A 25,577-nucleotide genomic window follows, 5' to 3' on the forward strand; every position below is an offset into this window, starting at 1 on the left:
CGCCGGGTCATTCAGGCACGGTTGGCACTCAGTGTTTGTAGGCCGCAGGGCCCATGGGCGATGTGACTGGATTTTCTTGGCTGGGCGGCTGAGTTGGCGTGGCCATCTCCCACTCGGCTTTGACCAGGGACTCTTTCAGCAAATGGATCAATCCATGCACCAATTGGGCTTGCAAGTTGAGGTGGCAAGACTGAACGTGGGTGCCGTTTTTTTGTTGAAAAACCACCTCCAAGTTGCCTTGGGCTTGCAGTGTCATGTGCACATCAGTGACCAGCAGGGGCTCAGGACCCAAAGGCAAGTGTTGTGCCGCAGCGGCATAGGGGGTGGCGAAATCGGCGCTTTGCAAAAAGGCATCACGCTGGATGTCCGTCAATATTTTTTGCGTAGTCAAGTCAGAGGCCGCAACACCGGGCTGGGCCGCCTCTAAACGAATCAGGGATTGGTCCAAGGCCGGCACCAAGCGAAGCGCCAAGCGGCGGGTGAGCCAAAAACGGAATTCATGCGCCTCTTGTGTGTTCAGGCGCACCAACAAGCGGTCTTGGACTTCTTCATGGCTGACGGACAGTTGATGGATCTGCATTTCTTGATTTTAGGCAACAAAGCCCAGCTTGAGCCGCTTGAAAATGGCCAATAACCCCCAAGCTAGGTCCCATTGGAGAACTTTCATGCGCTTAGATAAATTGACAACCAAATTCCACGAAGCCTTGTCCGATGCGCAGTCATTGGCCTTGGGTGGAGACCATGCTTACATCGAGCCTGCACACGTTTTGCTGGCCATGCTTAAACAAGACGACGGCCCCAAATCGCTGCTGATGCGGGCTGGCGTGCAAGTGCCCGGTTTGCTGTTGGCCGCTGAAACAGCGGTGAACCGCTTGCCCAAGGTCACCGGCCAAGACCAAGTCCAGGTGGGCCCTGATCTGGCCAAACTGCTGCAAGCTGCCGAAAAGGAGTCGATCAAACGGGGCGATGCATTCATTGCCAGTGAGCTCTTTTTGTTGGCCTTGGCCGATCACAAAGGAGACATCGGGCGTTGGGTCAAAGAGCAGGGCTTGAGCCGAAAGAGCCTGGAGTCTGCCATTGATGCCGTTCGTGGCGGTCAAAACGTGGGCAGCGCCGAATCTGAAGGCCAGCGCGAGGCCCTGAAAAAATACTGCATTGATCTGACGGAACGGGCCCGCATGGGCAAACTGGACCCGGTGATTGGCCGTGACGACGAGATCCGCAGAGCCATCCAGGTTTTGCAACGGCGTACCAAAAACAACCCGGTTTTGATTGGCGAGCCCGGTGTGGGCAAAACGGCCATCGTCGAAGGATTGGCCCAACGCATCGTGGCGGGGGAGGTGCCCGATTCCCTCAAGGGCAAGCGGGTGCTGTCGCTCGACATGGCCGCTTTGCTGGCTGGGGCCAAGTTCCGTGGTGAGTTTGAAGAGCGTCTGAAAACCGTGCTCAGTGAGTTGGCCAAAGACGAGGGCATGACCATTGTGTTCATTGACGAGCTGCACACCATGGTGGGCGCTGGCAAAGCCGAAGGCGCGATGGATGCGGGCAACATGCTCAAACCCGCGCTGGCCCGCGGCGAGCTCCATTGCGTGGGTGCCACCACCCTGGATGAATACCGCAAATACATTGAGAAAGACGCTGCATTGGAGCGCCGCTTCCAGAAAATTCTGGTCAATGAACCTTCTGTCGAGGCCACCATCGCGATCCTGCGTGGTTTGCAAGAGAAGTACGAAATTCACCACGGTGTCGACATCACCGATCCGGCCATTGTGGCCGCAGCCGAACTGAGCCACCGTTACATCACCGACCGGTTTTTGCCCGACAAGGCGATCGACCTGATCGACGAAGCGGCGGCCAAAATCAAAATTGAAATCGATTCCAAGCCCGAGGTGATGGACAAGCTGGACCGCCGTTTGATCCAGTTGCAGATTGAGCGCGAGGCGGTTCGCAAAGAGCACGACGAAGCATCGCAAAAGCGTTTTGCCTTGATTGAAGAGGAAATTGACAAGCTCAAAAAAGAAGCCGCGGATCTGGAAGAAATTTGGCACGCTGAAAAAGCCCAGGCCCAGGGTGGCCAGCAAGTGCGTGAAGAGATTGACCAGTTGCGTCAACAAATAGAAGATCTGACGCGCAAGGGCGACTTCAACAAAGTGGCTGAACTGCAATACGGCAAGTTGCCCGCGCTGGAAAAAACACTCAAAGAAGTCCAGGCCAAAGAGTCTGCGCCGGGTGAAAAACCGGTACACCGCTTGCTGCGAACCCAAGTGGGCGCCGAGGAAATTGCCGAAGTGGTCTCGCGCGCAACCGGTATTCCTGTGGCCAAGATGATGCAGGGCGAGCGCGAAAAACTGTTGCAAATGGAAGTCAAACTGCACCAGCGTGTGGTGGGGCAAGACGAGGCCATTGCCGCTGTGGCCAACGCAATTCGCCGTTCACGATCGGGCCTGTCCGACCCGAACAGGCCCACAGGTTCTTTCCTCTTCTTGGGGCCCACAGGCGTTGGCAAAACCGAGTTGTGCAAAGCCCTTGCCGGGTTTTTGTTCGACAGCGAGGACCACCTGATCCGGATGGACATGAGTGAGTTCATGGAAAAGCACTCGGTGGCACGCCTGATCGGTGCCCCCCCCGGCTATGTGGGCTACGAAGAGGGCGGGTATTTGACAGAGGCTGTGCGCCGCAAACCCTACAGCGTGTTGCTGTTGGACGAAGTGGAAAAGGCCCATCCCGATGTGTTCAATGTCTTGCTCCAAGTGCTCGACGACGGTCGCTTGACCGATGGCCAAGGCCGCACGGTGGACTTCAAAAACACGGTGATTGTGATGACCTCCAATCTGGGCTCGCACCTGATCCAGTCCATGGTGGGTCAGCCCGCGGAGGACATCAAGGATGCGGTGTGGGATGAACTCAAGACCCATTTCCGTCCGGAGTTTTTGAACCGCATTGATGAGACCGTGGTTTTCCATGGTTTGGATGCGGAGCACATTGCCAGCATTGCGCAAATTCAGCTGCAGGTCCTGCAAGAGCGACTGGCCCGCATGGACCTGAATTTGAACGTCAGCCCGGCCGCATTGTCGGAATTGGCCAAAGTGGGCTTTGACCCGGTGTTCGGTGCCCGCCCCCTGAAGCGAGCCATCCAGCAACGCTTGGAAAACCCCTTGTCGAAGTTGCTGTTGGAAGGCCGTTTCTCACCCAAATGCACCATCGAAGTGACTGTGGACCCGGTCCGTAACCCTGGGCAATTTGACTTCAAGGTGCTTGAACTTCCCGTTTGATGGGTATTTTTGGGGAGGATGACGCCCCCTGTGCACGGCTGTGACAGTCGGGCAGGGTGGTCTTGGGCACAATGGGGCATGACTTCAAAAATTGCCGGCCACCTGCTCGTTGAATGCCTTCTGGCCCAAGGCGTTACCCATGCTTTTGGTGTGCCTGGGGAAAGTTATTTGGCGGTGCTCGATGGCTTTCACTTGCACCGCGACAGCATCCAGTTTGTCACTTGCCGTCAAGAAGGCGGTGCCGCCTTCATGGCCGAAGCGCAAGGCAAGCTCACCGGGCGTCCCGGCATTTGTTTTGTGACCCGCGGCCCGGGTGCCACCAATGCATCCATTGGCGTGCACACCGCGTTCCAAGACTCGACACCCATGGTCTTGTTTGTGGGCGACGTGGCGAGCGACACCCGCGACCGTGAAGCTTTCCAGGAAATGGACTACACGCATTTTTTTGGACCTTCCACCAAAGGCATGGCCAAGCGGGTCGAGCGCGTGGACGATCCCGAGCGCCTGCCTGAGTATGTGGCCCGTGCTTTTGCCACCGCCATGAACGGCCGGCCTGGCCCTGTGGTGTTGGTCTTGCCCGAGGACATGCTGACCCAGGCCGTCAAGGCCGAGGCATTGCCCCGTTTGGATCCCATACAGGCTTGGAGCGACCCTGGCGCATTGCGCACCCTGCGTGACATGTTGTTGGCGGCACGCCAGCCCTTGGTGATCGCAGGGGGCGGCGGATGGACGACGCAGTCGGCCCAAGCACTTCAGCGGTTTGCTGAAAACTGGCAATTGCCGGTCACCAACGCTTTCCGCTACCAAGACACCTTTGACAACCACCACCCCTTGTATGCGGGTGATGTGGGCATTGGCATTGGACCCGCTTTGGCTCAGCGCGTTCGTGATGCGGATTTGATCTTGGCCATTGGCCCGCGTTTGGGGGAAATGACCACGGGGGGCTACACCTTGCTGCAAGCGCCTAAAACCCGTCAGAAACTGGTGCACATCCATTCGAGTGCGGAAGAACTCAACCGGGTGTACCAAGCGGATTTGGCCATCCACGCCACCATGAACGCCGCCGCTCGCAGCCTGGAGGTCTTGACGGCGCCCCCGGAGTTGCCTTGGTCTGGCTGGACGCAGGCCGCACATGCGGACTATCTGCTCAACTTGCAGCCACAAGCGCTGCCCGGACCAATTGACATGCCCGCCATCGTCGCGACGCTACAGAAGCATTTGCCAACCGATGCGGTGCTCACCAACGGCGCAGGAAACTTTGCCAGCTGGGTGCACCGGTTTTTCAAACACCATGGCTTGGTGAAAGGCCACAAAACCCAGTTGGCGCCCACCGTGGGTGCCATGGGTTACGGCGTGCCTGCTGGCATTGCGGCGAACTTATTGACGGGTCGTCTGGCATTCACCATCGCCGGTGACGGTGACTTTTTGATGAACGGTCAAGAGTTGGCCACGGCGGTCCAGCATGGCGGTAAAAGCATCATTGTTTTGCTCAACAATGGCATGTACGGCACCATCCGCATGCACCAAGAGCGCGAATACCCCCAGCATGTGACCGGTTCAAGTCTTCAAAATCCTGATTTTGTGGCATTGGCCCAAGCCTATGGCTATGTGGGGGTCCGCCTTGACAAGACCGAAGACTTTGAAGCCGCCTTGCTCGAGGCCCTCGCGCGTGCGAAAGGCACCTTGATCGAGGTGATGCTGGACCCCGAGGTGATCACCACGCGCGGAACCCTGAGCGCCATCACCCAAGCGGCCTTGGCCAAGCAAGCCCCTCAAAGCTGATCTTTTGTTCATTGGATTCTGGGCACTTCAGCCCAGAAACAAAAAACCCGCCAAGGCGGGTTTTTTGTTGCGCACAAGCGTTGCTGAATTACTTCAGGTGCTTGCCGATCAAGCCAGCCATTTCAAACATGGTGACTTGGGCTTTGCCAAACACAGCCTTGAGCTTGTCGTCGGCGTTGATGGCACGGCGGTTCACGCTGTCTTGCAAGTTGTGCTTTTTGATGTAAACCCACATTTTGCTGACCACTTCGGTGCGTGGCAGTGGTGTGGCGCCGACCACAGCAGCCAATGCAGCGCTGGGTGTCAAAGCCTTCATGAACGCAGGGTTAGGGGTGCGTTTGGCTGCAGGAGCCGCTTTTTTGGCGGGTGCTTTTGCAGCAGCTTTAGGCGCGCTTGCAGCCGCTTTTTTAGCAGGAGCAGCTTTTTTGGCTGGGGCTGCTTTGGTAGCGGGAGCAGCTTTTTTTGCCGGGGTTTTTTTCGCAGTTGCCATGATGATGTTCCTTTGATCGGAAAAGAGTTCGTCGCTGATTCACAGTTTGTTTTCAGCTGAGAGCATGCTACTGGAGAAACGGCGCCTTTCCAACCCGAAATCTCATTTTTCTATAGGGGTTGATCCTGATTTTTTGACAGGTGCAGGGCAATTTGTTGGCGCTCAGTCATCTCATTCATGGCTGTTGACGATTGGAACGCCACCGTGACCTGTTTTTTCTAGCGCTGCTATCGGATTCGTCCGCTTGAGTTCTGGCGTCACTTTATTGGAGACTCTTGTATTTCAGGATACATCTGCAAATTCCATAATGCAAAATTTAACGACTTCGATGATCTAAAATATTTCTCAATATGGAAAAATTAAAATCATATTGTGAAATTTCAATCTCAAGCCATTGTTTTTAAACAATAAAAAATAAGTCTTGTATAAGACATAAGAATCGCAATAAGTCTTCTATAAGAGTTAAGATGGATCCACCGACAAAGCAGAATTCGCTGCCCAAATCGCCCGATTTCAACTTGACTTCAGGAGTCTTCTCATGCCCGCAAACCTCACCGAACAACTGAGCCGTGAACAACAAATCGCAGCCCTCGAAAAAGACTGGGCCACCAACCCACGCTGGAAAGGCGTGAAACGTGGTTACTCCGCTGCCGACGTCGTGCGTCTGCGCGGCAGCATGCCCATTGAGCACACACTGGCCAAGCGCGGTGCAGAAAAACTCTGGGAAAAAGTCAACGGCGGCGCCAAGAAAGGCTACGTCAACGCATTCGGCGCGATCTCTGCTGGCCAAGCCATGCAACAAGCCAAAGCTGGTTTGGAAGCGGTGTACTTGTCAGGCTGGCAAGTGGCTGCGGATGGCAACACCTCTGAAACCATGTACCCAGACCAATCGCTCTACGCGTACGACTCGGTGCCCACCATGGTTCGCCGCATCAACAACACCTTCAAGCGTGCTGACGAAATCCAGTGGGGCCGTGGCATCAACCCCGGCGACAAAGAATTCATCGACTACTTTTTGCCCATCGTCGCCGACGCTGAAGCCGGTTTCGGTGGTGTGTTGAACGCTTTTGAATTGATGAAGAACATGATCGCTTCCGGCGCTGCGGGTGTTCACTTCGAAGACCAATTGGCGGCGGTGAAGAAATGTGGCCACATGGGCGGCAAAGTGTTGGTGCCCACACAAGAAGCCTGCGAAAAATTGATCTCTGCACGTTTCGCAGCCGACGTCATGGGGACATCCACCATCGTTTTGGCCCGTACCGATGCGGAAGCTGCCAACCTGATCACTTCTGACCACGATGCCAACGACAAGCCATTCTTGACAGGCGAGCGCACACAAGAAGGCTTCTACCGTGTCAAAAACGGTTTGGAGCAAGCCATCAGCCGCGGCGTGGCCTACGCGCCTTATGCCGACTTGGTGTGGTGCGAAACAGGTGTGCCAGACATCGGCTTCGCACGCGAATTCGCTCAAGCTGTGCACGCCGCATGCCCAGGCAAGCTCTTGTCTTACAACTGCTCACCTTCTTTCAACTGGAAGAAAAACCTCAACGACAGCCAAATCGCTTCGTTCCAAGAAGACTTGTCTGCATTGGGTTACAAGTACCAGTTCATCACCTTGGCGGGCATCCACATCAACTGGTACAACACGTTCCAGTTCGCCAATGCCTACGCCAACGGCGAAGGCATGAAGCACTACGTCAACATGGTGCAAGAGCCTGAGTTCGCAGCACGCGACAAGGGCTACACCTTCGTGTCGCACCAGCAAGAAGTGGGCGCCGGTTACTTCGACGACGTGACCACCGTGATCCAAGGCGGCTCGTCATCTGTGAAAGCCCTCACAGGTTCTACTGAAGAAGAGCAGTTCCACTGATCTTGATTGGAGAGCGCCTGAAGAGGTGCTTTCAAGACCAGCCATCTGATGCTTCGGTGTCAGGTGGCTTTTTTGTCGGCGTTTGTCCAATAAGTGATGGGAAGACTGAGGCTGACGGTCATTCCACCCAATCAGGAGACTTTGTGGGATGCTGCAAAGACGGCTGCTCAAGCTCTGGCGGTCAAGTGGATTTCCCTTTTTGCCTTGGCGGCTGGGAGGGGCTCATTCACCTCTGTTGGTTTGTTCACGTGCTTCGTAGAATGCCATTGTTTTGGTTCTTTCATTTCAACCGAGGTCTCTTGTCGCATGAAAAAAATCCTCCAGTTTGTCTTTGCATTTTTGACTTTGCTCGGGTCTTTTTCCGCGGCGGCTGCTTCCCCGCAAGAAGTGGGGGTCTTGATACTTCATGGAAAGCAAGGGATGCCGGAAGGGTCGTTCAGCCCGATCAATAAGCTCTTTGATGCATTGACGTCCAGGGGATATGTGGTGAGCAGGCCAGAGATGCCATGGTCTCGCAAAAGGTATCTGGAAGGTCACTGGCAGCAAGCCATGACCGAGATCAAGACGGCCGTGGACCAGTTGAGGGCGAAGGGGGCTAAGAAAATTGTGATTGCTGGGCACAGCATCGGCAGTCCAGCAGCGTTGTCGTATGCTGCCCAAAGCCGAGATGTTGACGGTGTCGCCATGATGGCACCTGGCCATGTACCCCTTCTTTACAGCGAATGTTTGACGCGGATTGCACCGATCTCACTGTGTGCTGTCAAAGAATCGCTCGATGAGGCCAGATCAATGATCGCGTCAGGCAAGGGTGACCAAAAGGGCCGGTTTACAGATATCAACCAAGGTTCGAGAGTCGCTAACTTTGCAACGGCCAACGAGTTCATGAGCTACTTCGATCCAACGGGGGATGCAGAAATGTCGGTTGCTGCTCAGAAGTTACCTCCACGTACGGCCGTGCTGTGGATCATTGGATCCAATGACGCATTGGTCAAGCTTGGTAAAGGCTATGTATTTGACTCGTTGCCGCAGAACCCTAAAAGTCAGTATGTCGAGATTGGCAGCAACCACTTCCGGACACCCATGGATGGACTTGAACACATTGTTGCCTGGGTTGATTCGATCGCCGCTCCATGAAATTTCGTGGGGCAGGGCAGGGTGATCTGTCAAGTGCTGACTTCGCTTCAACATGACGCTGCAGTTGACGTGGCAAGGGCTGCACCTTCGCGTCACACCAACAAGAAGTGGGCGCAGGCCACTTCGAGGACGTGATCACCGTGATCCAGGGCGGCTTGTCTTCTGTGAATGCCCTGACCGGTTCGACCGAGAAGAGCAGTTCCACCGAGCCATTTTGGTGTGCTGAAGGTGAGGGCGGCGTAAAATCCGCCCTCAGCGTTTAGACATTCCTTCCAAGCGCGGCCTGAGCCGCGCTTTATTATTTGTAGACACATGGTTCAGATCACTCTCCCCGACGGCTCCTTGCGAGAATTTCCAGGTCCTGTGACCGTGGCCGAAGTGGCCGCTTCTATTGGCGCTGGTTTGGCCAAAGCTGCTTTAGGCGGCAAGGTCGACGGCCAACTGGTGGACACCAGTTTCAGCATGACGGCCAACGCCCATTTGGCCATCGTGACCGCCAAAGACGCCGAGGGCCTGGAGCTGATTCGCCATTCAACGGCTCACCTGTTGGCCTATGCCGTGAAGGATTTGTTCCCCGAGGCGCAAGTCACCATCGGCCCCGTGATCGACAACGGTTTTTATTACGACTTCTCGTACTCGCGTCCTTTCACGCCAGACGACCTGGTCAACATCGAAAAACGCATGACCGAGCTGGCGGGCAAGGACGAGCCAGTGGTGCGCCGAGTTTTGCCGCGCGACGAGGCGGTGGCCTATTTCAAAGGTCTGGGCGAGCATTACAAGGCCGAAATCATTGCCAGCATTCCGGCCGATCAGGACGTCAGCCTCTACCGCGAAGGCCGTTTTGAGGACCTGTGCCGCGGCCCCCATGTGCCCAGTACGGGCAAACTCAAGCACTTCAAACTCATGAAAGTGGCGGGCGCCTACTGGCGCGGTGACAGCAAAAACGAAATGCTGCAGCGCGTCTACGGCACGGCCTGGGCCAGCAAGGATGACCTGCAGCAGTACCTGGTGCGCCTGGAAGAAGCTGAAAAGCGCGACCACCGCAAATTGGGCCGTGAATTGGACCTGTTCCACATCGACGAGCATGCGCCGGGTCTGGTGTTTTGGCATCCCAAAGGGTGGACTGTCTGGCAAACGATTGAGCAGTACATGCGCCAGGTGTACCGTGACAACGGGTACCAAGAGGTCAAAGGCCCGCAGATCATCGACAAGAGCCTGTGGGAAAAGACGGGGCATTGGGACAAGTACCGTGACAACATGTTCACGACCGAGTCGGAAAAGCGCGACTACGCCCTCAAACCGATGAATTGCCCGGGTCACATCCTGATTTTCAAGCAGGGCATCAAGAGCTACCGTGACTTGCCCTTGCGCTATGGCGAGTTCGGCCAGTGCCACCGCAACGAGCCTTCGGGCGGTTTGCACGGCATCATGCGTGTGCGCGGTTTCACTCAGGACGATGGCCACATCTTCTGTACCGAGGACCAGATCCTGCCCGAGTGCGGTACCTTCACCAAGGTGCTCAAGAAGGTCTATGCCGACTTTGGTTTCACCGACATCTTGTACAAAGTGTCCACACGTCCTGCTGCCCGTATCGGTTCAGATGAGTTGTGGGACAAGGCCGAAAAAGCTTTGATGGACAGCTTGCGTGCGTCAGGATGCGAATTCGTGATTTCGCAAGGCGACGGTGCGTTCTACGGGCCAAAGATCGAATACACCCTGAAAGACGCCATTGGCCGTGAGTGGCAGTGCGGCACGATTCAGGTGGACTTCAACCTGTCTGAGCGCCTGGACGCTGAATACACCGCCGAAGACGGCAGCCGCCAACGCCCGGTGATTCTGCACCGCGCCATTGTGGGCAGCATGGAGCGTTTCATCGGCATTTTGATCGAGCAGCATGCCGGCGCCTTGCCCACCTGGCTGGCCCCCATCCATGTGTCCGTCTTGAACATCACCGATGCCCAAGCCGATTACTGTCGTGAAATCGCTGCAAAACTGCAAAAATCAGTGTCAAATCAAGGCCTTAGGGTGGATTTGGACCTGCGTAACGAGAAAATCACGTATAAAATACGCGAGCATTCGTTGCAAAAGCTGCCTTACATCCTTGTCGCTGGCGACAAAGAGAAGGCAGCAGGTACCGTCGCAGTGCGCGCCCGAGGCAACAAAGACCTCGGTGTGATGTCGATCGATGCGTTCATTGAACTCATTGCAGCCGACATTGCTTCTAAAGCCTGAAGGTGTTTTTCGCCACAAGCTTTGGCCCGTGGGCACAAAGATGGATGGGCTGCTTGTTGCAGTTTTGTTCCGTAAAGGATTGAGTCATCGCTACCGAATTTCGTGATCGTCGCCACCGCGAAGAACGTAAACACCGTTTGAACCGTGAAATCATGGCCCCTGAGGTCCGTGTTTCCGGCCCTGAAAATGAGCCGATGGGCATTTTGTCCTTGGCCGAGGCCTTGCGCCTTGCAGGTGAGATGGATGTGGACTTGGTTGAAATTGCCGCCACAGCCACGCCTCCGGTATGCCGTCTGATGGACTATGGCAAGTTCAAATACCAAGAGCAAAAGCGTGCGGCAGAAGCCAAAGCCAAGCAGACGGTCATTGACATCAAAGAAGTCAAATTCCGTCCCGGTACTGACGATGGTGACTACAACATCAAAATGCGCAACATTCGCCGCTTTTTGGCCGATGGTGACAAGTGCAAGATCACATTGCGTTTCCGTGGTCGCGAGATCACCCACCAAGAGTTGGGCATGGATTTGCTGAACCGGATTCGTGACGAACTGGCCGACTCGATCATCGTGGAGCAGTTTCCCAAATTGGAAGGCCGCCAAATGATCATGATGATTGCACCTGGCCGTAAAAAGCCGGTTGCGGGTGGCAAGGCGGCAGATGCGTCTGCGCCTGCTGAGACAGCATAAACAGAATTTGATCGGCCTTCGGGCCGATTGGGTCGAGAGTCACTTTCGGGTGACTCTTGTTAAAAGTGGCTCGGGGCCAACAAGGCTGCAAATTTTTTGCAGACGCCTCGCGAGCACAATTAAAGGAGCATTGATATGCCCAAGATGAAGACCAAAAGCAGTGCTAAAAAGCGCTTCCGTGTTCGTCCCGGTGGAACCGTTAAACGCGGCCAAGCCTTCAAACGTCACATCCTGACCAAGAAGACCACCAAAAACAAGCGTCACCTTCGCGGTGCAGTTGCTGTGCATGAGACCAATATGGGTCACATCGCTCAGATGCTGCCCATGGCTGGCCTGTAATTACTGACGAACAAGGAGAATAAATATGCCTCGCGTTAAACGTGGTGTAACGGCACGCGCCCGTCACAAGAAAGTTTTGGCCCTTGCAAAAGGTTTCCGCGGTCGCCGCGGCAATGTCTTCCGCATCGCCAAACAGGCGGTGATGAAGGCTGGCCAATACGCCTACCGTGACCGCCGCACCAAAAAGCGTGTGTTCCGTCAGTTGTGGATTGCCCGTATCAACGCCGCTGCGCGTGAATGCGGTCTGACCTACAGCCAGTTCGCCAACGGCCTGAAAAAGGCTGTCATCGAAATCGACCGTAAGATGCTGGCGGACATCGCCGTGCACGACAAGGCCGCTTTTGCTGGCATCGTGAACCAAGTCAAAGCCAAACTGGCCGCAGCTTGAGTTCATGAGTGGCATGGGCCTTTGGGCCTGTGCCGCGCACTCGATCAAAGGGATTGAGGCTCGCAAAAGCTTCAATCCCTTTTTTGTTCTTTCTCACACAGATCACCGATCTCCCACACCATGAACGAGCTGGACACCCTGGTCGAATCCGCCCGCCAGAGTTTTGTGCAGGCACTGACACCTGCTGACCTCGAAAACGCCAAAGCCCTGTTTCTGGGCAAAGCTGGACGCATCACCGAGCTGATGAAGGGCATGGCCGCTCTGAGCGTGGAAGACAAGAAAACCCGAGGCGCCGCCATCAACCTCGCCAAGCAGGCCATCGAGTCGGCGCTGAATGAGCGGCGTCAATGCCTGGCTGACGCCGAGTTGCAAGCCCAGCTCAAGGCCGAGGCGTTGGATGTGAGTTTGCCCGGTCGCAGCGCCAACGTGGGCGGATTGCACCCCGTCTCCCTCACACTCGAGCGGGTCGAAAACATTTTTGGCTCCATGGGCTTTGAAGTGGCCCAGGGCCCCGAGATCGAGACCGACTGGTTCAACTTCACCGCGCTCAATACGCCCGAAGACCACCCAGCCCGATCCATGCACGACACTTTCTATGTTGAAGGCGGTCATCTGCTGCGCACACACACCAGCCCCATGCAAATTCGCCATGCGGTGCAGCACGTCAAACGCTACAAAAACCAACTCGACGCGGGCCAAGGGATGCCCGAAATCCGCGTGATCGCGCCGGGCCGTACCTACCGCGTGGACAGCGACGCCACCCATTCGCCCATGTTCCACCAGTGCGAAGGCCTGTGGATTGGCGAGAACGTGAGCTTCAAGGACCTCAAGGTCGTGGTCACGGATTTTTGCCGCACTTTCTTCGAAAGCGACGATCTGGTGCTGCGCTTTCGCCCCAGCTTCTTCCCCTTCACCGAACCCAGCGCCGAGATCGACATCCAGTTCCAGAGCGGCCCGCTGGCCGGTCGCTGGCTTGAAGTGGGCGGCTCCGGTCAGGTGCACCCGAATGTGGTGCGCAACATGGGCTTGGACCCCGAACGATTCATCGGCTTTGCCTTTGGCATGGGCATGGACCGCTTCACCATGCTGCGCTACGGCGTGAACGACCTGCGCCTGTTCTTTGATGGCGATGTGCGCTTCCTGAGCCAGTTCCAGTAATTCCCTTCCAAGTCCGAGACACGAGACATGCAATTTCCTGAATCCTGGTTGCGCGAATTCTGCAACCCGTCCCTGACGACCCAGCAACTGGCCGACACCCTGACCATGGCCGGTCTCGAAGTGGAAGAGCTCGAGCCCGTGGCACCGCCGTTCACGAAAATCGTGGTCGGTGAAATCAAGGAGGCCGTGCAGCACCCCAATGCCGACCGCCTGCGTGTTTGCCAAGTGGATGTGGGGCAGGGCGCCTTGCTGAACATTGTTTGCGGTGCACCCAACGCACGCGTGGGCATTCGCGTGCCTTGTGCCATGGTGGGGGCCGAGTTGCCGCCTGGCGAAGACGGCAAGCCTTTCGTGATCAAGGTCGGCAAGCTGCGCGGTGTTGAAAGTCAGGGCATGCTGTGCTCAGCCAAGGAGCTGCAAATTGCCGATGACCATGGTGGATTGCTCGAGTTGCCTGCAGATGCGCCCCTGGGTCAGGACATTCGCCAGTACCTGAACCTGGACGACACCCTGATGACGCTCAAGCTCACGCCCAACCTGGCGCATTGCCTGAGCGTGTACGGCATCGCCCGCGAAGTCTCGGCCTTGACCGGCGCCCCTTTGAAGGCCCCGACTTTCCCGGCTGTGGCCACCCAGATCAGTGACCAGCTCGCGGTGCGGGTGCAGGCCCTGGACCTGTGCGGCCGTTTCAGCGGGCGTGTGGTCAAGGGCGTGAACACCCAGGCCCAAACGCCGCAGTGGATGGTGGACCGTTTGGCGCGTTGCGGCCAGCGCAGCGTGAGCCCGCTGGTGGACATCTCCAATTACGTGATGTTCGAGTTCGGGCGTCCCTCGCACATTTTCGACCTCGACAAGATCCACGGTGGCCTGCAGGTGCGCTGGGGCCAGCCCGGGGAGTCGCTCAAGCTGCTCAATGGCAATACCGTGACGGTGGACGAGAAGGTGGGTGTGATTGCCGACGACAGCCAGGTCGAGTCGCTCGCCGGCATCATGGGCGGCGACGCCACCGCCGTGTCCGACGGCACCCACAACATCTACATCGAAGCCGCCTTTTGGTGGCCCACATCCATCGCGGGACGTTCGCGCCGCTACAACTTTTCGACCGATGCCGGTCACCGTTTCGAGCGAGGCGTTGACCCGCAGCTGACGGTGGAGCACATCGAGCGCATCACCCAGCTGGTGCTCGACATCTGCGGCACGCCCGGCACCCAGGTTGGCCCCATCGACGACCAGATTTTGAACATCCCTGCGAGCCGCCCCGTCACCTTGCGCGTGGCCCGTGCGGTCAAGGTCATCGGCATGCCCCTGACGCAGCAGCAATGCGCCGATGCGCTGCGCGGCCTGGGTTTGCAGGTTACAGAAGCTGATGGCACGGTCACCGTGACGCCTCCGAGCTTCCGTTTTGACCTGCAGATCGAGGAAGATTTGATTGAGGAAGTGGCCCGCATGGTGGGCTACAACAACCTGCCGACCCACCCGCCCCTGGCGCCGATCACGGCCAAGGTGCGTCCCGAGACCGAGCGCAGCCCGTCGGCCGTGCGCCGCGCCATCGCGGCGCTGGGTTACCAGGAAACCATCAATTTCAGCTTTGTCGAAGAAGCCTGGGAGCGCGACCTGGCCGGTAACGCCAACCCGATTCGCCTGCTCAACCCGATCGCGAGCCAGATGAGCGTGATGCGCTCGGGCCTGATCGGCTCGCTCTTGCAGGTCGTCAAGTTCAACGCGGACCGCAAGGCTGACCGCGTGCGCGTGTTTGAGTTGGGACGCGTGTTCCTGCGCAATGCCGCCGTGCAAAGCACCGACACCACGGTGGACGGCTTTGACCAGCCCATGCGCGTGGCCGGCATGGCTTGGGGTCCTGTAGAACCCTTGAGCTGGCAAGGCAAAGCCCGTCACGTCGATTTTTACGATGTCAAAGCCGATGTGGAACGGTTGCTGGCCCCGCGCAAAGCTGAGTTTTTCGCCTCGGAGCATCCGGCCTTGCATCCCGGTCGTTCGGCGCGCGTGGTGCTGGAGGGTGTGGACATTGGCCACGTCGGCGAGTTGCATCCCCGCTGGCGTCAGGCCTGGGAACTGAGCAGTGCCCCCGTGGTGTTTGAGTTGTCCCTGGACGCCGTCATCGCACGCCAGGTCCCTGTGGCCCAAAGCGTGGCCAAGCATCAACCGGTTGAGCGCGACATCGCCGTCATCGTGAGCGAGCAGGTCACGCACGCCCAGTTGATGAACGCCATCCACTCGGCACCGACACAAGGCCTGCTGCGCGACGTTGTTTTGTTTGACATTTACCGACCCAAGGCCGAATCGACCGGTGGTTTGGCTGTGGGTGAGAAAAGCCTGGCTGTACGCCTGAGCTTGCACAGCGATGAGGCCACCCTGACCGAAGCACAAATCGATGACGCGATGAACGCAGTGCTGGCTCAGTTGACGCAGCAAGTCGCTGCCCGACTGCGTTCCTGAGGTCGCCATGCAAATCAGTTTTGAATCACTGGAAACACCGGCACTGACCAAGGCGCACCTGGCCGATTTGCTGTTTGAGCAAATTGGCCTGAACAAGCGCGAGTCGAAAGACATGGTGGATGCCTTTTTCGACCTGGTGGTGGACAGCCTGATTTCTGGAGATGACGTCAAGATTTCTGGTTTTGGCAATTTCCAGATCCGCACCAAGGCCGCGCGCCCCGGACGCAATCCGCGCACAGGAGAATTGATTCCTATTGATGCACGTCGTGTGGCGACCTTCCATGCGAGCCATAAACTCAAGGCCTTGATTCAGGGTGATGCCGTTGACGACGAAGGTGTGGAGACGGTGGGCCGCTGAACCATTCCTCATTGGAGCCCAGCATGCTGTTCAAATTCAAATCAAAAGCCGCCAGCGACCTCATCATGCTCGAGCCCGACGCGCGGGCCTTGCTTCAGATGATGTTGGGCAACGATCCCGTCAAGGGCATTGTGTTGGCCCAAGACTTGCCAGCTGTGATCGCCCGTCTGGAGTCCGCTTTGGCGCAAGAGTCTGCCCAACGCCAAGCGCACAAGCAGGCTGAGGGTGCATCAGCCAAAACCTTGGCGGATGATGAGAAGGATGCCGCGGTGCAAATCAGCCAACGGGCTGTACCCCTCCTGAAAATGCTCAAACGATGCCTGGCCGAGAAGGCCGACCTGGTTTGGGGCGTGTGATCCAGGCCGCGCTCCACTCAGCGTTTGAAAACAGCGCCGCTCAATTGATACCCCGCCTTGATTTGCCGTTTGGCGAACCAGCCCACATTCATTTCCAGCACGAAACGGACGGGTTTCTCGGAGCAGTGTGAGTCGTCGCTTTGGGGCTTCATGTCGGCGATGTTCACCACCGTTCCATCGTCGGCCACAAAGGCTGCTGAAAGTGGAATCAGCGTGTTGCGCATCCAAAAACACTGCTGGGCGGCCTGTTCAAAGACAAACAACATGCCTTCGTGTTGCGGCATTTCTTTGCGCCACATGAGCCCAATTTGTCGCTGTTCTGGGGTTTGGGCCAACTGAACGTCCAAAACATGCATGCCCGCATTCAATTTGGTGCGAGGCAACTGAAGTTGAGGCCCCGTCTGCGCCCCCACGTTCAAGGCCAAGCCGGTCGCGACAAGAAGCAAGGCCCGCAGCCCTGAGCGCAGCCGCACAGCAAGGCGCAAATGCGGCCAGTACAAAGTCAAGGGGCCCCAAGTCTGTGGCGAAAACGTTTGGCGGTTCATGGCTCAATCCATCAGGCATGCCAACATTGGCAAAGCCCAGAGGATAAAGCAGTCAAAGCCCGGTTTCTGGGGCAGGTGAGGAGGGGGCTGGCGGCGAAGTGGTGTTGTCGTTGCTGGGGCGTATGTTCGTGGCCATGACGCCCTTGGCCCCTTCAGCCAGTTCAAATTCCACCCGGGCGCCCTCTTTCAAGGTTTTGAACCCTTCGGCTTGGATCGCCGAGAAGTGGGCAAATGCATCGGGGCCGCCCCCATCGGGCTGGATGAAGCCAAAACCCTTGGCATCGTTGAACCATTTGACCGTACCACTGGGCATACGATGTCTCCATCTTTGTACTTGTCGTTTCAGTTTGATGGATGACTGTCAATTTTGTCAATGTGCGGTTTACCCGGGGTGGCCTGATTTTGGGCCGTCAGATGCCAAGACTTTTCAAGCGGCACTCTCAAAGGGCATGAAAGCATCGATAGAATGAATTCATGGCAACGAAGAAACCCACAAATCCCACGCTGCCGACAGAAACACCGAGCACGCCCGATGGCGGTGCAACCGTGGTTCTCGAGCGACGTGCCCAAAAAATAGAACCGCCTCAGATGTACCAGGTGGCGATGCTCAATGACGACTACACCCCCATGGAGTTCGTGGTGATGGTGATTCAGGAGTTTTTCAGCAAAGACCGTGAGGCGGCCACCCAAATCATGCTCAAAATCCACTTGGACGGCAAAGGCGTTTGCGGTGTTTACTCGCGCGACGTGGCGGCCACCAAAGTGGACCAAGTGCTCGATGCTGCCAAACAAGCAGGTCACCCCCTGCAATGTGTCAGCGAACCTATTGAATAGTGGGCTCCATGCCCCAACTCTTTTGAATCTCTCTCAGCAAGGCAAAAAGGAAATCACATGATTGCCCAGGAATTGGAAGTCAGTTTGCACATGGCCTTTGTTGAAGCCCGTCAGCAACGCCACGAATTCATCACCGTCGAACATTTGTTGTTGGCTTTGCTCGACAACCCCAGCGCTGCGGAGGTCCTTCGCGCTTGTGCTGCCAATATTGATGATTTACGAAAAGCCTTGGGCAATTTCATCAAGGACAACACGCCCCAAGTGGCTGGCACCGAAGAGGTCGACACGCAGCCCACCTTGGGCTTTCAGCGTGTGATCCAGCGCGCCATCATGCATGTGCAGTCCACAGGCAGCGGCAAAAAAGAGGTCACGGGTGCCAATGTGTTGGTTGCCATCTTTGGTGAAAAAGACTCGCATGCCGTCTATTACCTTCACCAGCAGGGCATCACCCGTCTGGATGTGGTCAATTTCATCGCCCACGGCATCCGCAAGAGCGACCCACCAGAAGCTGCCAAATCTGCAGAAAACCCCGCCAACGCCGAGAGTGAAGAGGGCGGCAACGGGGGTGAGCGCAATGAAAAAGCCTCGCCGCTGGAGCAGTACACCAACAACCTGAACCAAGCTGCCAAAGAAGGCAAGATCGACCCCTTGATTGGGCGTGAATACGAAGTCGAGCGCACGATCCAAATTCTGTGCCGCCGTCGCAAGAACAACCCGCTTTTGGTGGGTGAGGCGGGCGTGGGTAAAACCGCGATTGCCGAGGGCCTGGCTTGGCGCATCACACAGGGCACCGTGCCCGATATCTTGGCCGAAGCCACGGTGTATTCGCTGGACATGGGCGCCTTGCTCGCAGGCACCAAGTACCGCGGTGATTTTGAGCAGCGCCTCAAAGGCGTGCTCAAGTCCCTCAAGGACAAACCCAACGGCATTTTGTTCATCGACGAGATTCACACCCTGATCGGTGCAGGTGCGGCTTCTGGCGGGACGCTGGACGCGTCCAACCTGCTCAAGCCAGCGCTGTCGAGCGGCCAGCTCAAGTGCATTGGTGCCACCACCTTCACCGAGTACCGTGGCATCTTCGAAAAAGACGCTGCATTGAGCCGCCGCTTCCAAAAGGTGGACGTGGTCGAGCCCACGGTGTCGGAGACCGTGGACATCCTCAAGGGGCTGAAAAGCCGTTTTGAAGACCACCACAGTGTCAAATACACCATCGCTGCCTTGCAGGCGGCGGCAGAGTTGTCGGCCAAGTTCATCAACGATCGCCAGTTGCCGGACAAAGCCATTGACGTGATCGATGAGGCGGGTGCTGCCCAGCGCATCCAAGTGGCGTCCAAGCGCAAGAAAACCATTGGCAAAACCGAGATCGAAGACATCGTCGCCAAAATTGCCCGCATCCCGCCGGCCAACGTCTCCAACGATGACCGCAGCAAGCTGCAGACCATCGAGCGCGATCTCAAATCGGTGGTGTTTGGCCAAGACAAAGCCCTCGAAGTGCTGGCCTCGGCTGTCAAGATGGCGCGCTCTGGCCTGGGCAAAACAGACAAACCGATTGGCTCCTTCCTGTTCTCCGGTCCGACGGGCGTGGGCAAGACCGAAGCGGCCAAGCAGTTGGCCTACATTTTGGGCATCGACCTGATCCGTTTTGACATGTCCGAGTACATGGAGCGCCATGCGGTCAGCCGCCTCATCGGAGCGCCTCCGGGCTACGTGGGTTTTGACCAAGGGGGTTTGTTGACGGAGGCCGTGACCAAGAAGCCGCATTGCGTGCTCTTGCTCGACGAAATCGAGAAGGCCCATCCAGACATCTTCAATGTCTTGCTGCAGGTGATGGACCATGGCACCTTGACCGACAACAACGGGCGCAAGGCCGACTTCCGCAACGTGATCATCATCATGACCACCAACGCGGGCGCTGAGACCATGAACAAGGCCACCATTGGCTTCACCAACCCGCGTCAGGCCGGAGACGAAATGGGCGACATCAAGCGCCTGTTCACCCCCGAGTTCCGCAACCGTCTGGACGCCATGGTGAGCTTCAAACCGCTTGACGAGCAAATCATCCTGCGTGTGGTGGACAAGTTCCTGCTGCAACTGGAAACCCAGCTGGGCGAGAAGAAAGTGGAAGTCACCTTCACCGACGCATTGCGCAAGTTCTTGGGCAAGAAGGGGTTCGATCCGCTCATGGGCGCACGTCCGATGCAGCGCCTCATCCAAGACACCATTCGCAAGGCCTTGGCCGACGAGTTGCTGTTCGGCCGTTTGACGGACGGTGGCCGCCTGACGGTGGACATCGACGACAAAGACGAGGTGCAATTGGACATCACACCGAACCCGAAGAAGGAAAGCCGCTCTTCGCGCTCGGAACCTGCTGAACCCGAAGAAGCCACAGCCAGCTGAAGCTGAGGACTTGGAACTCAAAAAAGGAGGCCTTGACGGGCCTCCTTTTTTTGGGATGTCTCAAACTGTGGGTTCGAAGCGCTTTCAGTTGACCATGACCAGCTTGCCTTTGACGCTGCGCGAGCCCATCAAGGTGTAGGCCGCCTTCAAATCGTTCATGGGCATTGTGCGGTCAATCACGGGCTTGATCTTGCCTTGGCCATACCACTGCGCCAATTCACCCATCATGGCGGCGTTGGCCTGAGGCTCGCGTCTGGCAAAGTCACCCCAGAACACACCCACTAATGAAGCCCCTTTGAGCAAAGGTAAATTCAAGGGCAGGGCAGGGATGGGGCCGCCCGCAAAACCCACCACCAGGTAGCGTCCGCGCCAGGCGATGGAGCGGAAAGCCGGCTCGGCCAGTTCACCCCCCACCGGGTCGTAAATGACGTCAGGGCCTTTGCCTTCGGTCAGTGTTTTCAGGGCTTCGCGCAGGTTGTCGCGGCTGTAGTTGATGGTGGCATCTGCACCCAATGTGCTGCACAAAGCACATTTTTCGTCGGTGGACGCTGCGGCGATCACTCTCGCCCCCATGGCCTTGGCAATCTGAATGGCCGCGGTCCCCACGCCACCGGCAGCGCCCAAGACCAGCACGGTCTCCCCGGCTTTCAAAGCGGCACGGTCCACCAAAGCATGGTGCGAGGTGGCATAGGTCATGATGAAGGCCGCGCCGTCAATGGCCGAAAAACCCTCGGGCAAAGGCATGCAAAGTTTGGCCGGTGCCAAGGTGTGCGTCCCAAAGCCGCCTGTGCCCGACAGGCAGGCCACGGTTTGCCCCACTTGCAGGTGGGTGACGCCTTCGCCAAGGGCTTGCACCCGACCGGCATACTCCGAGCCCGGCACAAAGGGCAACTCCGGCTTCATTTGGTACTTGTTTTGAACAATCAATAAATCCGGGAAATTCAAGCTGGCGGCTTGAATTTGGATCAAAACCTGACCTTTTCCAGGCACAGGGGTGGGCATTTCTTTCCAGTTGAGGGCTTCCACACCGACCGGGTTCTCGCAAAGCCATGCATGCATGCATCTTCTCCTTGTTGGTTGCTGCGTTTGTTGGGCTGCATCTTAGGCAAGCGAGGGGACACGCGCGTGTCTCACGAGCGACCTTGGGGCCTCTTGCGCTGATCCACCCGGACCTGCCTTGGATGGCGGCCTGCGCCCTACAATGGGTACCCAGACAGGACTGCCTATGAAAATTCTCATTTCCAACGACGATGGCTTTCGCGCCGAGGGCATCGTGGCCCTTCACGACGCGCTTCAAAGCATGGCTGACGTCGAGGTGGAGGTCGTGGCGCCTGAGCACAACAACAGTGCCAAGTCCAATGCGCTGACCCTGCACACGCCTTTGTATGTTCACCGAGCCGACAACGGTTTTCGTTATGTGAATGGAACCCCCGCCGATTGCGTCCACATCGCCTTGACAGGATTGCTCGGCTATCGCCCCGATTTGGTCATCTCTGGCATCAACAACGGCGCCAATATGGGGGACGACACCCTTTATTCAGGGACCGTGGGGGCGGCCATGGAGGGCTATTTGTTTGGGATTCCAGCGATCGCTGTGTCGCAAATTGACAAAGGCTGGCGCCATTTGGATTCGGCCGCTGCCAAAATCAAAGATCTGGTCCAGCAAATGCGCTCGGGGATCGGGGCCGGTGGCAAGCCTTGGTTGTTGAATGTGAACATCCCGAATTTGCCATTGGCCCAGATCAAAGCGCCCAAATTGTGTCGTTTGGGCCGCCGTCATGCGGCGGAGCCCGTCATCACCCAAGTGGATCCCCGCGGGCAAACCATGTACTGGATTGGCAATGCCGGTGCCGCCATGGATGACAGCGAGGGCACTGATTTCCATGCGGCCGGCTTGGGCCATGTGGTGGTCACGCCGCTCAAGGTGGATTTGACCGAGCACGCGCATTTGGACGAATGGACGCAAACCTTTGCCCGATTGAATCCTCAACCCGCATGACCCAACGCCCCGGCTTCCCCGTCAAATTGACACCCTCTGGGACCCCGCGTCCTGCAGGCAAAACCACTGTTGGCATCTCTGCACGCCAAGCCCCCTTGCTGCCGCCCAGCTTGAATGCCACCCAGGCAGCGGCCAAAGCTGCAGGCTCGGCCATGTCCCGTCCTGACCCCTTGGTCTCAGGCTTGGGGCTGGATTCGGTCGCCGTGCGTGCCCGCATGGTGCGCAAATTGGCTGAGCAAGGTGTTCAAGACCCGCGCGTCTTGTCCGCCATGGGGCAAGTCGAGCGCCACCGATTTGTCGAAAGCGCTTTGGTCAACCAAGCCTACGAGGACACCAGTTTGCCGATTGGCTTGGGCCAGACGATCTCCAAACCCAATGTGGTGGCCCGAATGGTGGAGTTGCTTTGCCAAAACACCCAAGGCCCATTGGGTCGCATTTTGGAAATTGGCACGGGCTGCGGCTACCAAGCGGCCGTCCTCAGCCACGTGGCCAGCGAGGTCTACAGCATCGAGCGCTTGCGTGGCTTGCATGAAAAAGCCAGAACGAATTTGCGCCCCTTCAGACTTCACAATGTTCACCTGATTTTTGGCGATGGCATGCTGGGCTACCCCAAGGGGGCGCCCTATGCGGGCATCATCTCAGCAGCCGGCGGAGATGCCGTGCCAGAAGCCTGGCTTGCGCAATTGGCGGTAGGCGGACGATTGATTGCCCCGACCATCACGCCTGCCGGCCATCAGGCCCTGGTGGTCGTCTTGAAAACAGCCGAAGGTTTTGAGCGTCAAGTGCTCGAAGCGGTCCATTTTGTCCCTCTAAAATCGGGCGTCGCCTGAACACCTGAACAACCGATGCGCAACTTGTTTCACTTTCGCCCCGTGGTTTTGACGGCACTGTCCGTGGCGCTTTTGAGCGCCTGCTCCAGTTCGACTCGGGTCCCCGCACCTGTGGAGGACCGCCAAGTTCCGGGTCGAAGCAAGACTTCGGCCCCAAGCCCAACGCCAACGCCATCCCCCGCGCCTGTGGCCGAGGCGGCCCCACCCATGCCAGGCAGCGAAAACGCGGGCAAGCCGGGTTTCTACACGGTGCAGCGCGGTGACACCTTGACACGCATTGCGCTGGACCATGGGCAGGGTTGGCGAGACGTGGCCCGGTGGAACCAGCTGGGCAACCCCGATCTGATTGAAGTGGGGCAGGTCTTGCGTGTTTCGCCACCCGGCGCTGCGGTCGAAGCACAAGGGGTGGTGGTCAAGCCCATTGCACAGACCCAAGCTTCTTCCAGCCAAGCGAGCCCGCCCAAGTCAGAGCCCGCGCCCTCTGCCAACCAGCCCACGGCCAACGACGAAGGCCTTGGCTTCATCTGGCCTGCCAATGGTTCGCTGATCGCCGGATTTGACGAGGCCAAAAACAAAGGTTTGGACATTGCGGGCAAAGCGGGTGATCCCATTTTGGCCGCCGCCGATGGGCAAGTGGTCTACGCCGGTGCTGGCCTGCGTGGTTATGGCAATTTGATCATCCTCAAGCACAACAACACGTTTCTAACGGCTTACGCCCACAACCAAGCCTTGCTGGTCAAAGAAGACCAGAAAGTGCGCAAGGGTCAAAAAATCGCGGAAATGGGCAAATCCGATGCCGACCGCGTCAAACTTCATTTTGAGGTTCGCCGACAAGGCAAGCCGGTCGATCCGGCCAAATTGTTGCCTGCCCGCTGATGCACACCGCGTGCGCGTGAAACGCCAGAGCGTCCTCACATCCTGAGACAATCGGGGTATGAGTGATACAGACATTTCCCTATCCCAAGCCCACGCCGACGAACCCAGCCACTCCAGCGCTGACTTGCCCGAAGGTTGGCTGCGTGTTGGCTCCTTGGACATGGATGCCCAAGGCATCGCCCGCAAACCCGACGGCAAAGTGGTGTTCATCGAAGGGGCCTTGCCCTTCGAGCTGGTGTCGGTCAACGTGCACCGCAAAAAGAACAACTGGGAGCAGGGCACGGTGACCCAGATCCACCACGAGTCCTCGCAGCGCGTGCGGCCGGGTTGCCCTCATTTCGGATTGCACGCTGGCGCATGCGGCGGCTGCAAGATGCAGCACCTGGAAGCTTCGGCCCAAGTGGCCATCAAACAAAGGGTGCTCGAAGACAACCTGTGGCACTTGGGCAAGGTCAAGCCTGAAACCTTGCTCCGACCCATTGAGGGGCCCACATGGGGCTACCGCTACCGCGCCCGCCTGTCGGTGCGCTATGTGATCAAAAAAGGCGAAGTGCTGATCGGTTTCCATGAGCGCAAAAGCCGCTACATCGCCGACATGAAAGTTTGTCCGGTTTTGCCCCCGCATGTCAGCCGCATGCTGCTGCCTTTGCGGGCACTGATTGGGCAAATGCAGGCGCGCGAAACCCTGCCCCAGCTTGAATTGGCTTGCGGCGACCAGGTCACGGCCTTGGTCCTTCGCCACATGGCGCCCTTGAGCGAAGGCGACAAAGAGTTGCTGAGAGCATTTGCGGCTGAGCACCCGGTTCAGTGGTGGTTACAAGCCAAGGGGCCCGACACCGTTCAATTGCTGGACGAGGGTGGCGACCCATTGAGTTACGGCTTGCCCGACTTTGGCATCACCATGCCTTTCAGGCCCACCGACTTCACACAGGTCAATCCTTTCATCAACCGGGTGTTGGTGGCCCGTGCGCTTCGCCTGTTGCAAGCCCAAAAGACCGAGCGCGTGATCGACTGGTTTTGTGGCTTGGGCAACTTCACTTTGCCCCTGGCCACGCAAGCGGGTGAGGTGTTGGGTATTGAGGGTGCCGAGACGCTGGTGGCCCGCTCTCGCGACAACTACGCCTGCAACCAAGCCTCTCGAGCCGAAGGTCAGGACCTGGCACCGACGCAATTTGTGGCGCGCAATTTGTTCGACATGACCCCAGAGATGTTGGTCGCCGATGGCATAGCAGACAAATGGCTGGTGGACCCACCCCGCGAAGGCGCTTTTGCCCTGAGCAAGGCGCTGGCCGAGTTGAACGAAAACCACGATTTGCGTCAGGGCTGGACGCCACCCAAGCGCATTGTTTATGTCAGTTGCAACCCGGCCACCTTGGCCCGGGATGCCGGCATTTTGGTGCACCGGGCAGGTTACCGTTGTGTGTCTGCAGGGGTGATCAACATGTTTGCGCACACGGCGCATGTGGAAAGCATGGCGGTGTTCGAGCTGATTTGAGGCTGTGGACGGGGGCGGGGGCCTCCATGAGGCCCCTGCCCATCAAAACAAAAAGGCTCCCGAGGGAGCCTTTTTGATG

The 25,577-nt window shown here is 57.5% G+C and carries 23 protein-coding genes and 1 pseudogene; 19 read left to right on the forward strand and 5 right to left on the reverse strand.

All coding sequences use genetic code 11. The features are described 5' to 3' along the window. Window positions 1-28: 28 nt before the first annotated feature. Window positions 29-580 carry a hypothetical protein gene (locus B9Z31_RS07915; protein WP_199174457.1) on the reverse strand — a complete coding sequence of 184 codons (552 nt, stop codon included), beginning with the start codon at window positions 578-580 and terminating at the stop codon, window positions 29-31. 85 nt (window positions 581-665) lie between these two features. On the opposite strand from B9Z31_RS07915, the gene clpB reads away from it, so the two are divergent. Next, window positions 666-3,272: an ATP-dependent chaperone ClpB gene (clpB, locus tag B9Z31_RS07920; protein ID WP_100119011.1), complete on the forward strand. Its 2,607-nt coding sequence runs from the start codon at window positions 666-668 to the stop codon at window positions 3,270-3,272. A gap of 78 nt (window positions 3,273-3,350) precedes the next feature. Next, entirely contained in the window at window positions 3,351-5,054 is a 1,704-nt protein-coding gene (locus tag B9Z31_RS07925; RefSeq protein WP_100119012.1) for a thiamine pyrophosphate-binding protein, read from the forward strand. Window positions 5,055-5,142: 88 nt separating this feature from the next. On the opposite strand, the gene B9Z31_RS07930 is transcribed toward B9Z31_RS07925, so the two are convergent. Beyond that, window positions 5,143-5,544, reverse strand: coding sequence for an SWIB/MDM2 domain-containing protein (locus B9Z31_RS07930; protein ID WP_100119013.1), 402 nt, complete (start codon window positions 5,542-5,544; stop codon window positions 5,143-5,145). 538 nt (window positions 5,545-6,082) lie between these two features. On the opposite strand from B9Z31_RS07930, the gene aceA reads away from it, so the two are divergent. The 11 genes and pseudogenes from aceA (at window position 6,083) to B9Z31_RS07980 (ending at window position 16,522) form a co-directional block, all read left to right on the forward strand. Beyond that, window positions 6,083-7,414, forward strand: a complete 1,332-nt coding sequence (gene aceA / locus B9Z31_RS07935) for an isocitrate lyase (RefSeq protein WP_089958116.1) — start codon at window positions 6,083-6,085, stop codon at window positions 7,412-7,414. A gap of 306 nt (window positions 7,415-7,720) precedes the next feature. Beyond that, complete coding sequence (locus tag B9Z31_RS07940; RefSeq protein ID WP_158235664.1) at window positions 7,721-8,548, forward strand: alpha/beta fold hydrolase; 828 nt, start codon at window positions 7,721-7,723, stop codon at window positions 8,546-8,548. Between the two features lie 68 nt (window positions 8,549-8,616). Beyond that, window positions 8,617-8,811, forward strand: a pseudogene (locus B9Z31_RS15730) (hypothetical protein); the annotation flags it as partial. A gap of 49 nt (window positions 8,812-8,860) precedes the next feature. Continuing rightward, entirely contained in the window at window positions 8,861-10,780 is a 1,920-nt protein-coding gene (thrS, locus tag B9Z31_RS07945) for a threonine--tRNA ligase (protein WP_100119015.1), read from the forward strand. Between the two features lie 86 nt (window positions 10,781-10,866). After that, window positions 10,867-11,466, forward strand: coding sequence for a translation initiation factor IF-3 (gene infC, locus B9Z31_RS07950; protein ID WP_100119016.1), 600 nt, complete (start codon window positions 10,867-10,869; stop codon window positions 11,464-11,466). Between the two features lie 135 nt (window positions 11,467-11,601). Beyond that, window positions 11,602-11,805 (forward strand): 50S ribosomal protein L35, encoded by a 204-nt coding sequence (gene rpmI / locus B9Z31_RS07955; protein WP_019428895.1) that lies wholly within the window; start codon window positions 11,602-11,604, stop codon window positions 11,803-11,805. Between the two features lie 25 nt (window positions 11,806-11,830). Continuing rightward, on the forward strand, window positions 11,831-12,193 hold the full coding sequence (gene rplT / locus B9Z31_RS07960; RefSeq protein ID WP_100119017.1) for a 50S ribosomal protein L20: 363 nt from the start codon (window positions 11,831-11,833) through the stop codon (window positions 12,191-12,193). A 120-nt stretch (window positions 12,194-12,313) separates the two neighbouring features. Next, a complete protein-coding gene (gene pheS / locus B9Z31_RS07965) occupies window positions 12,314-13,351 on the forward strand; it encodes a phenylalanine--tRNA ligase subunit alpha (RefSeq protein ID WP_100119018.1) in 1,038 nt (345 codons plus the stop codon). Window positions 13,352-13,378: 27 nt separating this feature from the next. After that, window positions 13,379-15,808, forward strand: a complete 2,430-nt coding sequence (pheT, locus tag B9Z31_RS07970) for a phenylalanine--tRNA ligase subunit beta (RefSeq protein WP_100119019.1) — start codon at window positions 13,379-13,381, stop codon at window positions 15,806-15,808. 7 nt (window positions 15,809-15,815) lie between these two features. After that, window positions 15,816-16,166: an integration host factor subunit alpha gene (locus tag B9Z31_RS07975; RefSeq protein ID WP_100119020.1), complete on the forward strand. Its 351-nt coding sequence runs from the start codon at window positions 15,816-15,818 to the stop codon at window positions 16,164-16,166. 23 nt (window positions 16,167-16,189) lie between these two features. After that, the gene (locus B9Z31_RS07980) at window positions 16,190-16,522 is read left to right on the forward strand and encodes a DUF1840 domain-containing protein (RefSeq protein WP_100119021.1); all 333 of its coding nucleotides are present in this window, start codon (window positions 16,190-16,192) and stop codon (window positions 16,520-16,522) included. A 17-nt stretch (window positions 16,523-16,539) separates the two neighbouring features. Here the strand turns inward: B9Z31_RS07980 and B9Z31_RS07985 are convergent, their stop codons facing one another. Then, window positions 16,540-17,067 (reverse strand): DUF192 domain-containing protein, encoded by a 528-nt coding sequence (locus B9Z31_RS07985; RefSeq protein ID WP_100119022.1) that lies wholly within the window; start codon window positions 17,065-17,067, stop codon window positions 16,540-16,542. 52 nt (window positions 17,068-17,119) lie between these two features. Beyond that, window positions 17,120-17,380: a cold-shock protein gene (locus tag B9Z31_RS07990; protein ID WP_100119023.1), complete on the reverse strand. Its 261-nt coding sequence runs from the start codon at window positions 17,378-17,380 to the stop codon at window positions 17,120-17,122. Between the two features lie 161 nt (window positions 17,381-17,541). On the opposite strand from B9Z31_RS07990, the gene clpS reads away from it, so the two are divergent. Both clpS and clpA read left to right on the forward strand, forming a co-directional pair. Next, window positions 17,542-17,901, forward strand: coding sequence for an ATP-dependent Clp protease adapter ClpS (gene clpS / locus B9Z31_RS07995; RefSeq protein ID WP_100119024.1), 360 nt, complete (start codon window positions 17,542-17,544; stop codon window positions 17,899-17,901). A 57-nt stretch (window positions 17,902-17,958) separates the two neighbouring features. Further along, the gene (gene clpA, locus B9Z31_RS08000; protein WP_100119025.1) at window positions 17,959-20,298 is read left to right on the forward strand and encodes an ATP-dependent Clp protease ATP-binding subunit ClpA; all 2,340 of its coding nucleotides are present in this window, start codon (window positions 17,959-17,961) and stop codon (window positions 20,296-20,298) included. Between the two features lie 84 nt (window positions 20,299-20,382). Here the strand turns inward: clpA and B9Z31_RS08005 are convergent, their stop codons facing one another. Next, the gene (locus B9Z31_RS08005; RefSeq protein WP_100119026.1) at window positions 20,383-21,357 is read right to left on the reverse strand and encodes an NADPH:quinone oxidoreductase family protein; all 975 of its coding nucleotides are present in this window, start codon (window positions 21,355-21,357) and stop codon (window positions 20,383-20,385) included. Window positions 21,358-21,523: 166 nt separating this feature from the next. Between B9Z31_RS08005 and surE the strand changes: the two genes are divergently transcribed. Genes surE through rlmD form a run of 4 tightly spaced genes read left to right on the forward strand, consistent with a single transcriptional unit; the run spans window position 21,524 to window position 25,498 of the window. Continuing rightward, window positions 21,524-22,297, forward strand: coding sequence for a 5'/3'-nucleotidase SurE (gene surE / locus B9Z31_RS08010; protein ID WP_100119027.1), 774 nt, complete (start codon window positions 21,524-21,526; stop codon window positions 22,295-22,297). Then, a complete protein-coding gene (locus B9Z31_RS08015) occupies window positions 22,294-23,127 on the forward strand; it encodes a protein-L-isoaspartate(D-aspartate) O-methyltransferase (RefSeq protein ID WP_100119028.1) in 834 nt (277 codons plus the stop codon). Before surE ends, B9Z31_RS08015 begins: the two co-directional genes overlap by 4 nt. 15 nt (window positions 23,128-23,142) lie before the next feature. After that, window positions 23,143-24,003 carry a peptidoglycan DD-metalloendopeptidase family protein gene (locus B9Z31_RS08020; protein WP_100119029.1) on the forward strand — a complete coding sequence of 287 codons (861 nt, stop codon included), beginning with the start codon at window positions 23,143-23,145 and terminating at the stop codon, window positions 24,001-24,003. A gap of 58 nt (window positions 24,004-24,061) precedes the next feature. Beyond that, window positions 24,062-25,498, forward strand: a complete 1,437-nt coding sequence (gene rlmD / locus B9Z31_RS08025) for a 23S rRNA (uracil(1939)-C(5))-methyltransferase RlmD (protein ID WP_100119030.1) — start codon at window positions 24,062-24,064, stop codon at window positions 25,496-25,498. Window positions 25,499-25,577: the final 79 nt, after the last annotated feature.

It is taken from the genome of Limnohabitans sp. G3-2, assembly GCF_002778275.1.
Classification (GTDB): Bacteria; Pseudomonadota; Gammaproteobacteria; order Burkholderiales; family Burkholderiaceae_C; genus Limnohabitans_A.

Coding starts and splice junctions, on each gene's coding strand:
- pheS (WP_100119018.1), top strand. CDS start 12,314: ATGAACGAGCTGGACACCCTGGTCGAATCCGCCCGCCAGAGTTTTGTG.
- B9Z31_RS07975 (WP_100119020.1), top strand. CDS start 15,816: ATGCAAATCAGTTTTGAATCACTGGAAACACCGGCACTGACCAAGGCG.
- B9Z31_RS07925 (WP_100119012.1), top strand. CDS start 3,351: ATGACTTCAAAAATTGCCGGCCACCTGCTCGTTGAATGCCTTCTGGCC.
- rplT (WP_100119017.1), top strand. CDS start 11,831: ATGCCTCGCGTTAAACGTGGTGTAACGGCACGCGCCCGTCACAAGAAA.
- clpS (WP_100119024.1), top strand. CDS start 17,542: ATGGCAACGAAGAAACCCACAAATCCCACGCTGCCGACAGAAACACCG.
- rpmI (WP_019428895.1), top strand. CDS start 11,602: ATGCCCAAGATGAAGACCAAAAGCAGTGCTAAAAAGCGCTTCCGTGTT.
- B9Z31_RS07930 (WP_100119013.1), bottom strand. CDS start 5,544: ATGGCAACTGCGAAAAAAACCCCGGCAAAAAAAGCTGCTCCCGCTACC.
- B9Z31_RS07980 (WP_100119021.1), top strand. CDS start 16,190: ATGCTGTTCAAATTCAAATCAAAAGCCGCCAGCGACCTCATCATGCTC.
- B9Z31_RS07990 (WP_100119023.1), bottom strand. CDS start 17,380: ATGCCCAGTGGTACGGTCAAATGGTTCAACGATGCCAAGGGTTTTGGC.
- B9Z31_RS07940 (WP_158235664.1), top strand. CDS start 7,721: ATGAAAAAAATCCTCCAGTTTGTCTTTGCATTTTTGACTTTGCTCGGG.
- rlmD (WP_100119030.1), top strand. CDS start 24,062: ATGAGTGATACAGACATTTCCCTATCCCAAGCCCACGCCGACGAACCC.
- B9Z31_RS08005 (WP_100119026.1), bottom strand. CDS start 21,357: ATGCATGCATGGCTTTGCGAGAACCCGGTCGGTGTGGAAGCCCTCAAC.
- clpA (WP_100119025.1), top strand. CDS start 17,959: ATGATTGCCCAGGAATTGGAAGTCAGTTTGCACATGGCCTTTGTTGAA.
- B9Z31_RS08015 (WP_100119028.1), top strand. CDS start 22,294: ATGACCCAACGCCCCGGCTTCCCCGTCAAATTGACACCCTCTGGGACC.
- pheT (WP_100119019.1), top strand. CDS start 13,379: ATGCAATTTCCTGAATCCTGGTTGCGCGAATTCTGCAACCCGTCCCTG.
- B9Z31_RS07915 (WP_199174457.1), bottom strand. CDS start 580: ATGCAGATCCATCAACTGTCCGTCAGCCATGAAGAAGTCCAAGACCGC.
- thrS (WP_100119015.1), top strand. CDS start 8,861: ATGGTTCAGATCACTCTCCCCGACGGCTCCTTGCGAGAATTTCCAGGT.
- clpB (WP_100119011.1), top strand. CDS start 666: ATGCGCTTAGATAAATTGACAACCAAATTCCACGAAGCCTTGTCCGAT.
- B9Z31_RS08020 (WP_100119029.1), top strand. CDS start 23,143: ATGCGCAACTTGTTTCACTTTCGCCCCGTGGTTTTGACGGCACTGTCC.
- surE (WP_100119027.1), top strand. CDS start 21,524: ATGAAAATTCTCATTTCCAACGACGATGGCTTTCGCGCCGAGGGCATC.
- aceA (WP_089958116.1), top strand. CDS start 6,083: ATGCCCGCAAACCTCACCGAACAACTGAGCCGTGAACAACAAATCGCA.
- B9Z31_RS07985 (WP_100119022.1), bottom strand. CDS start 17,067: ATGAACCGCCAAACGTTTTCGCCACAGACTTGGGGCCCCTTGACTTTG.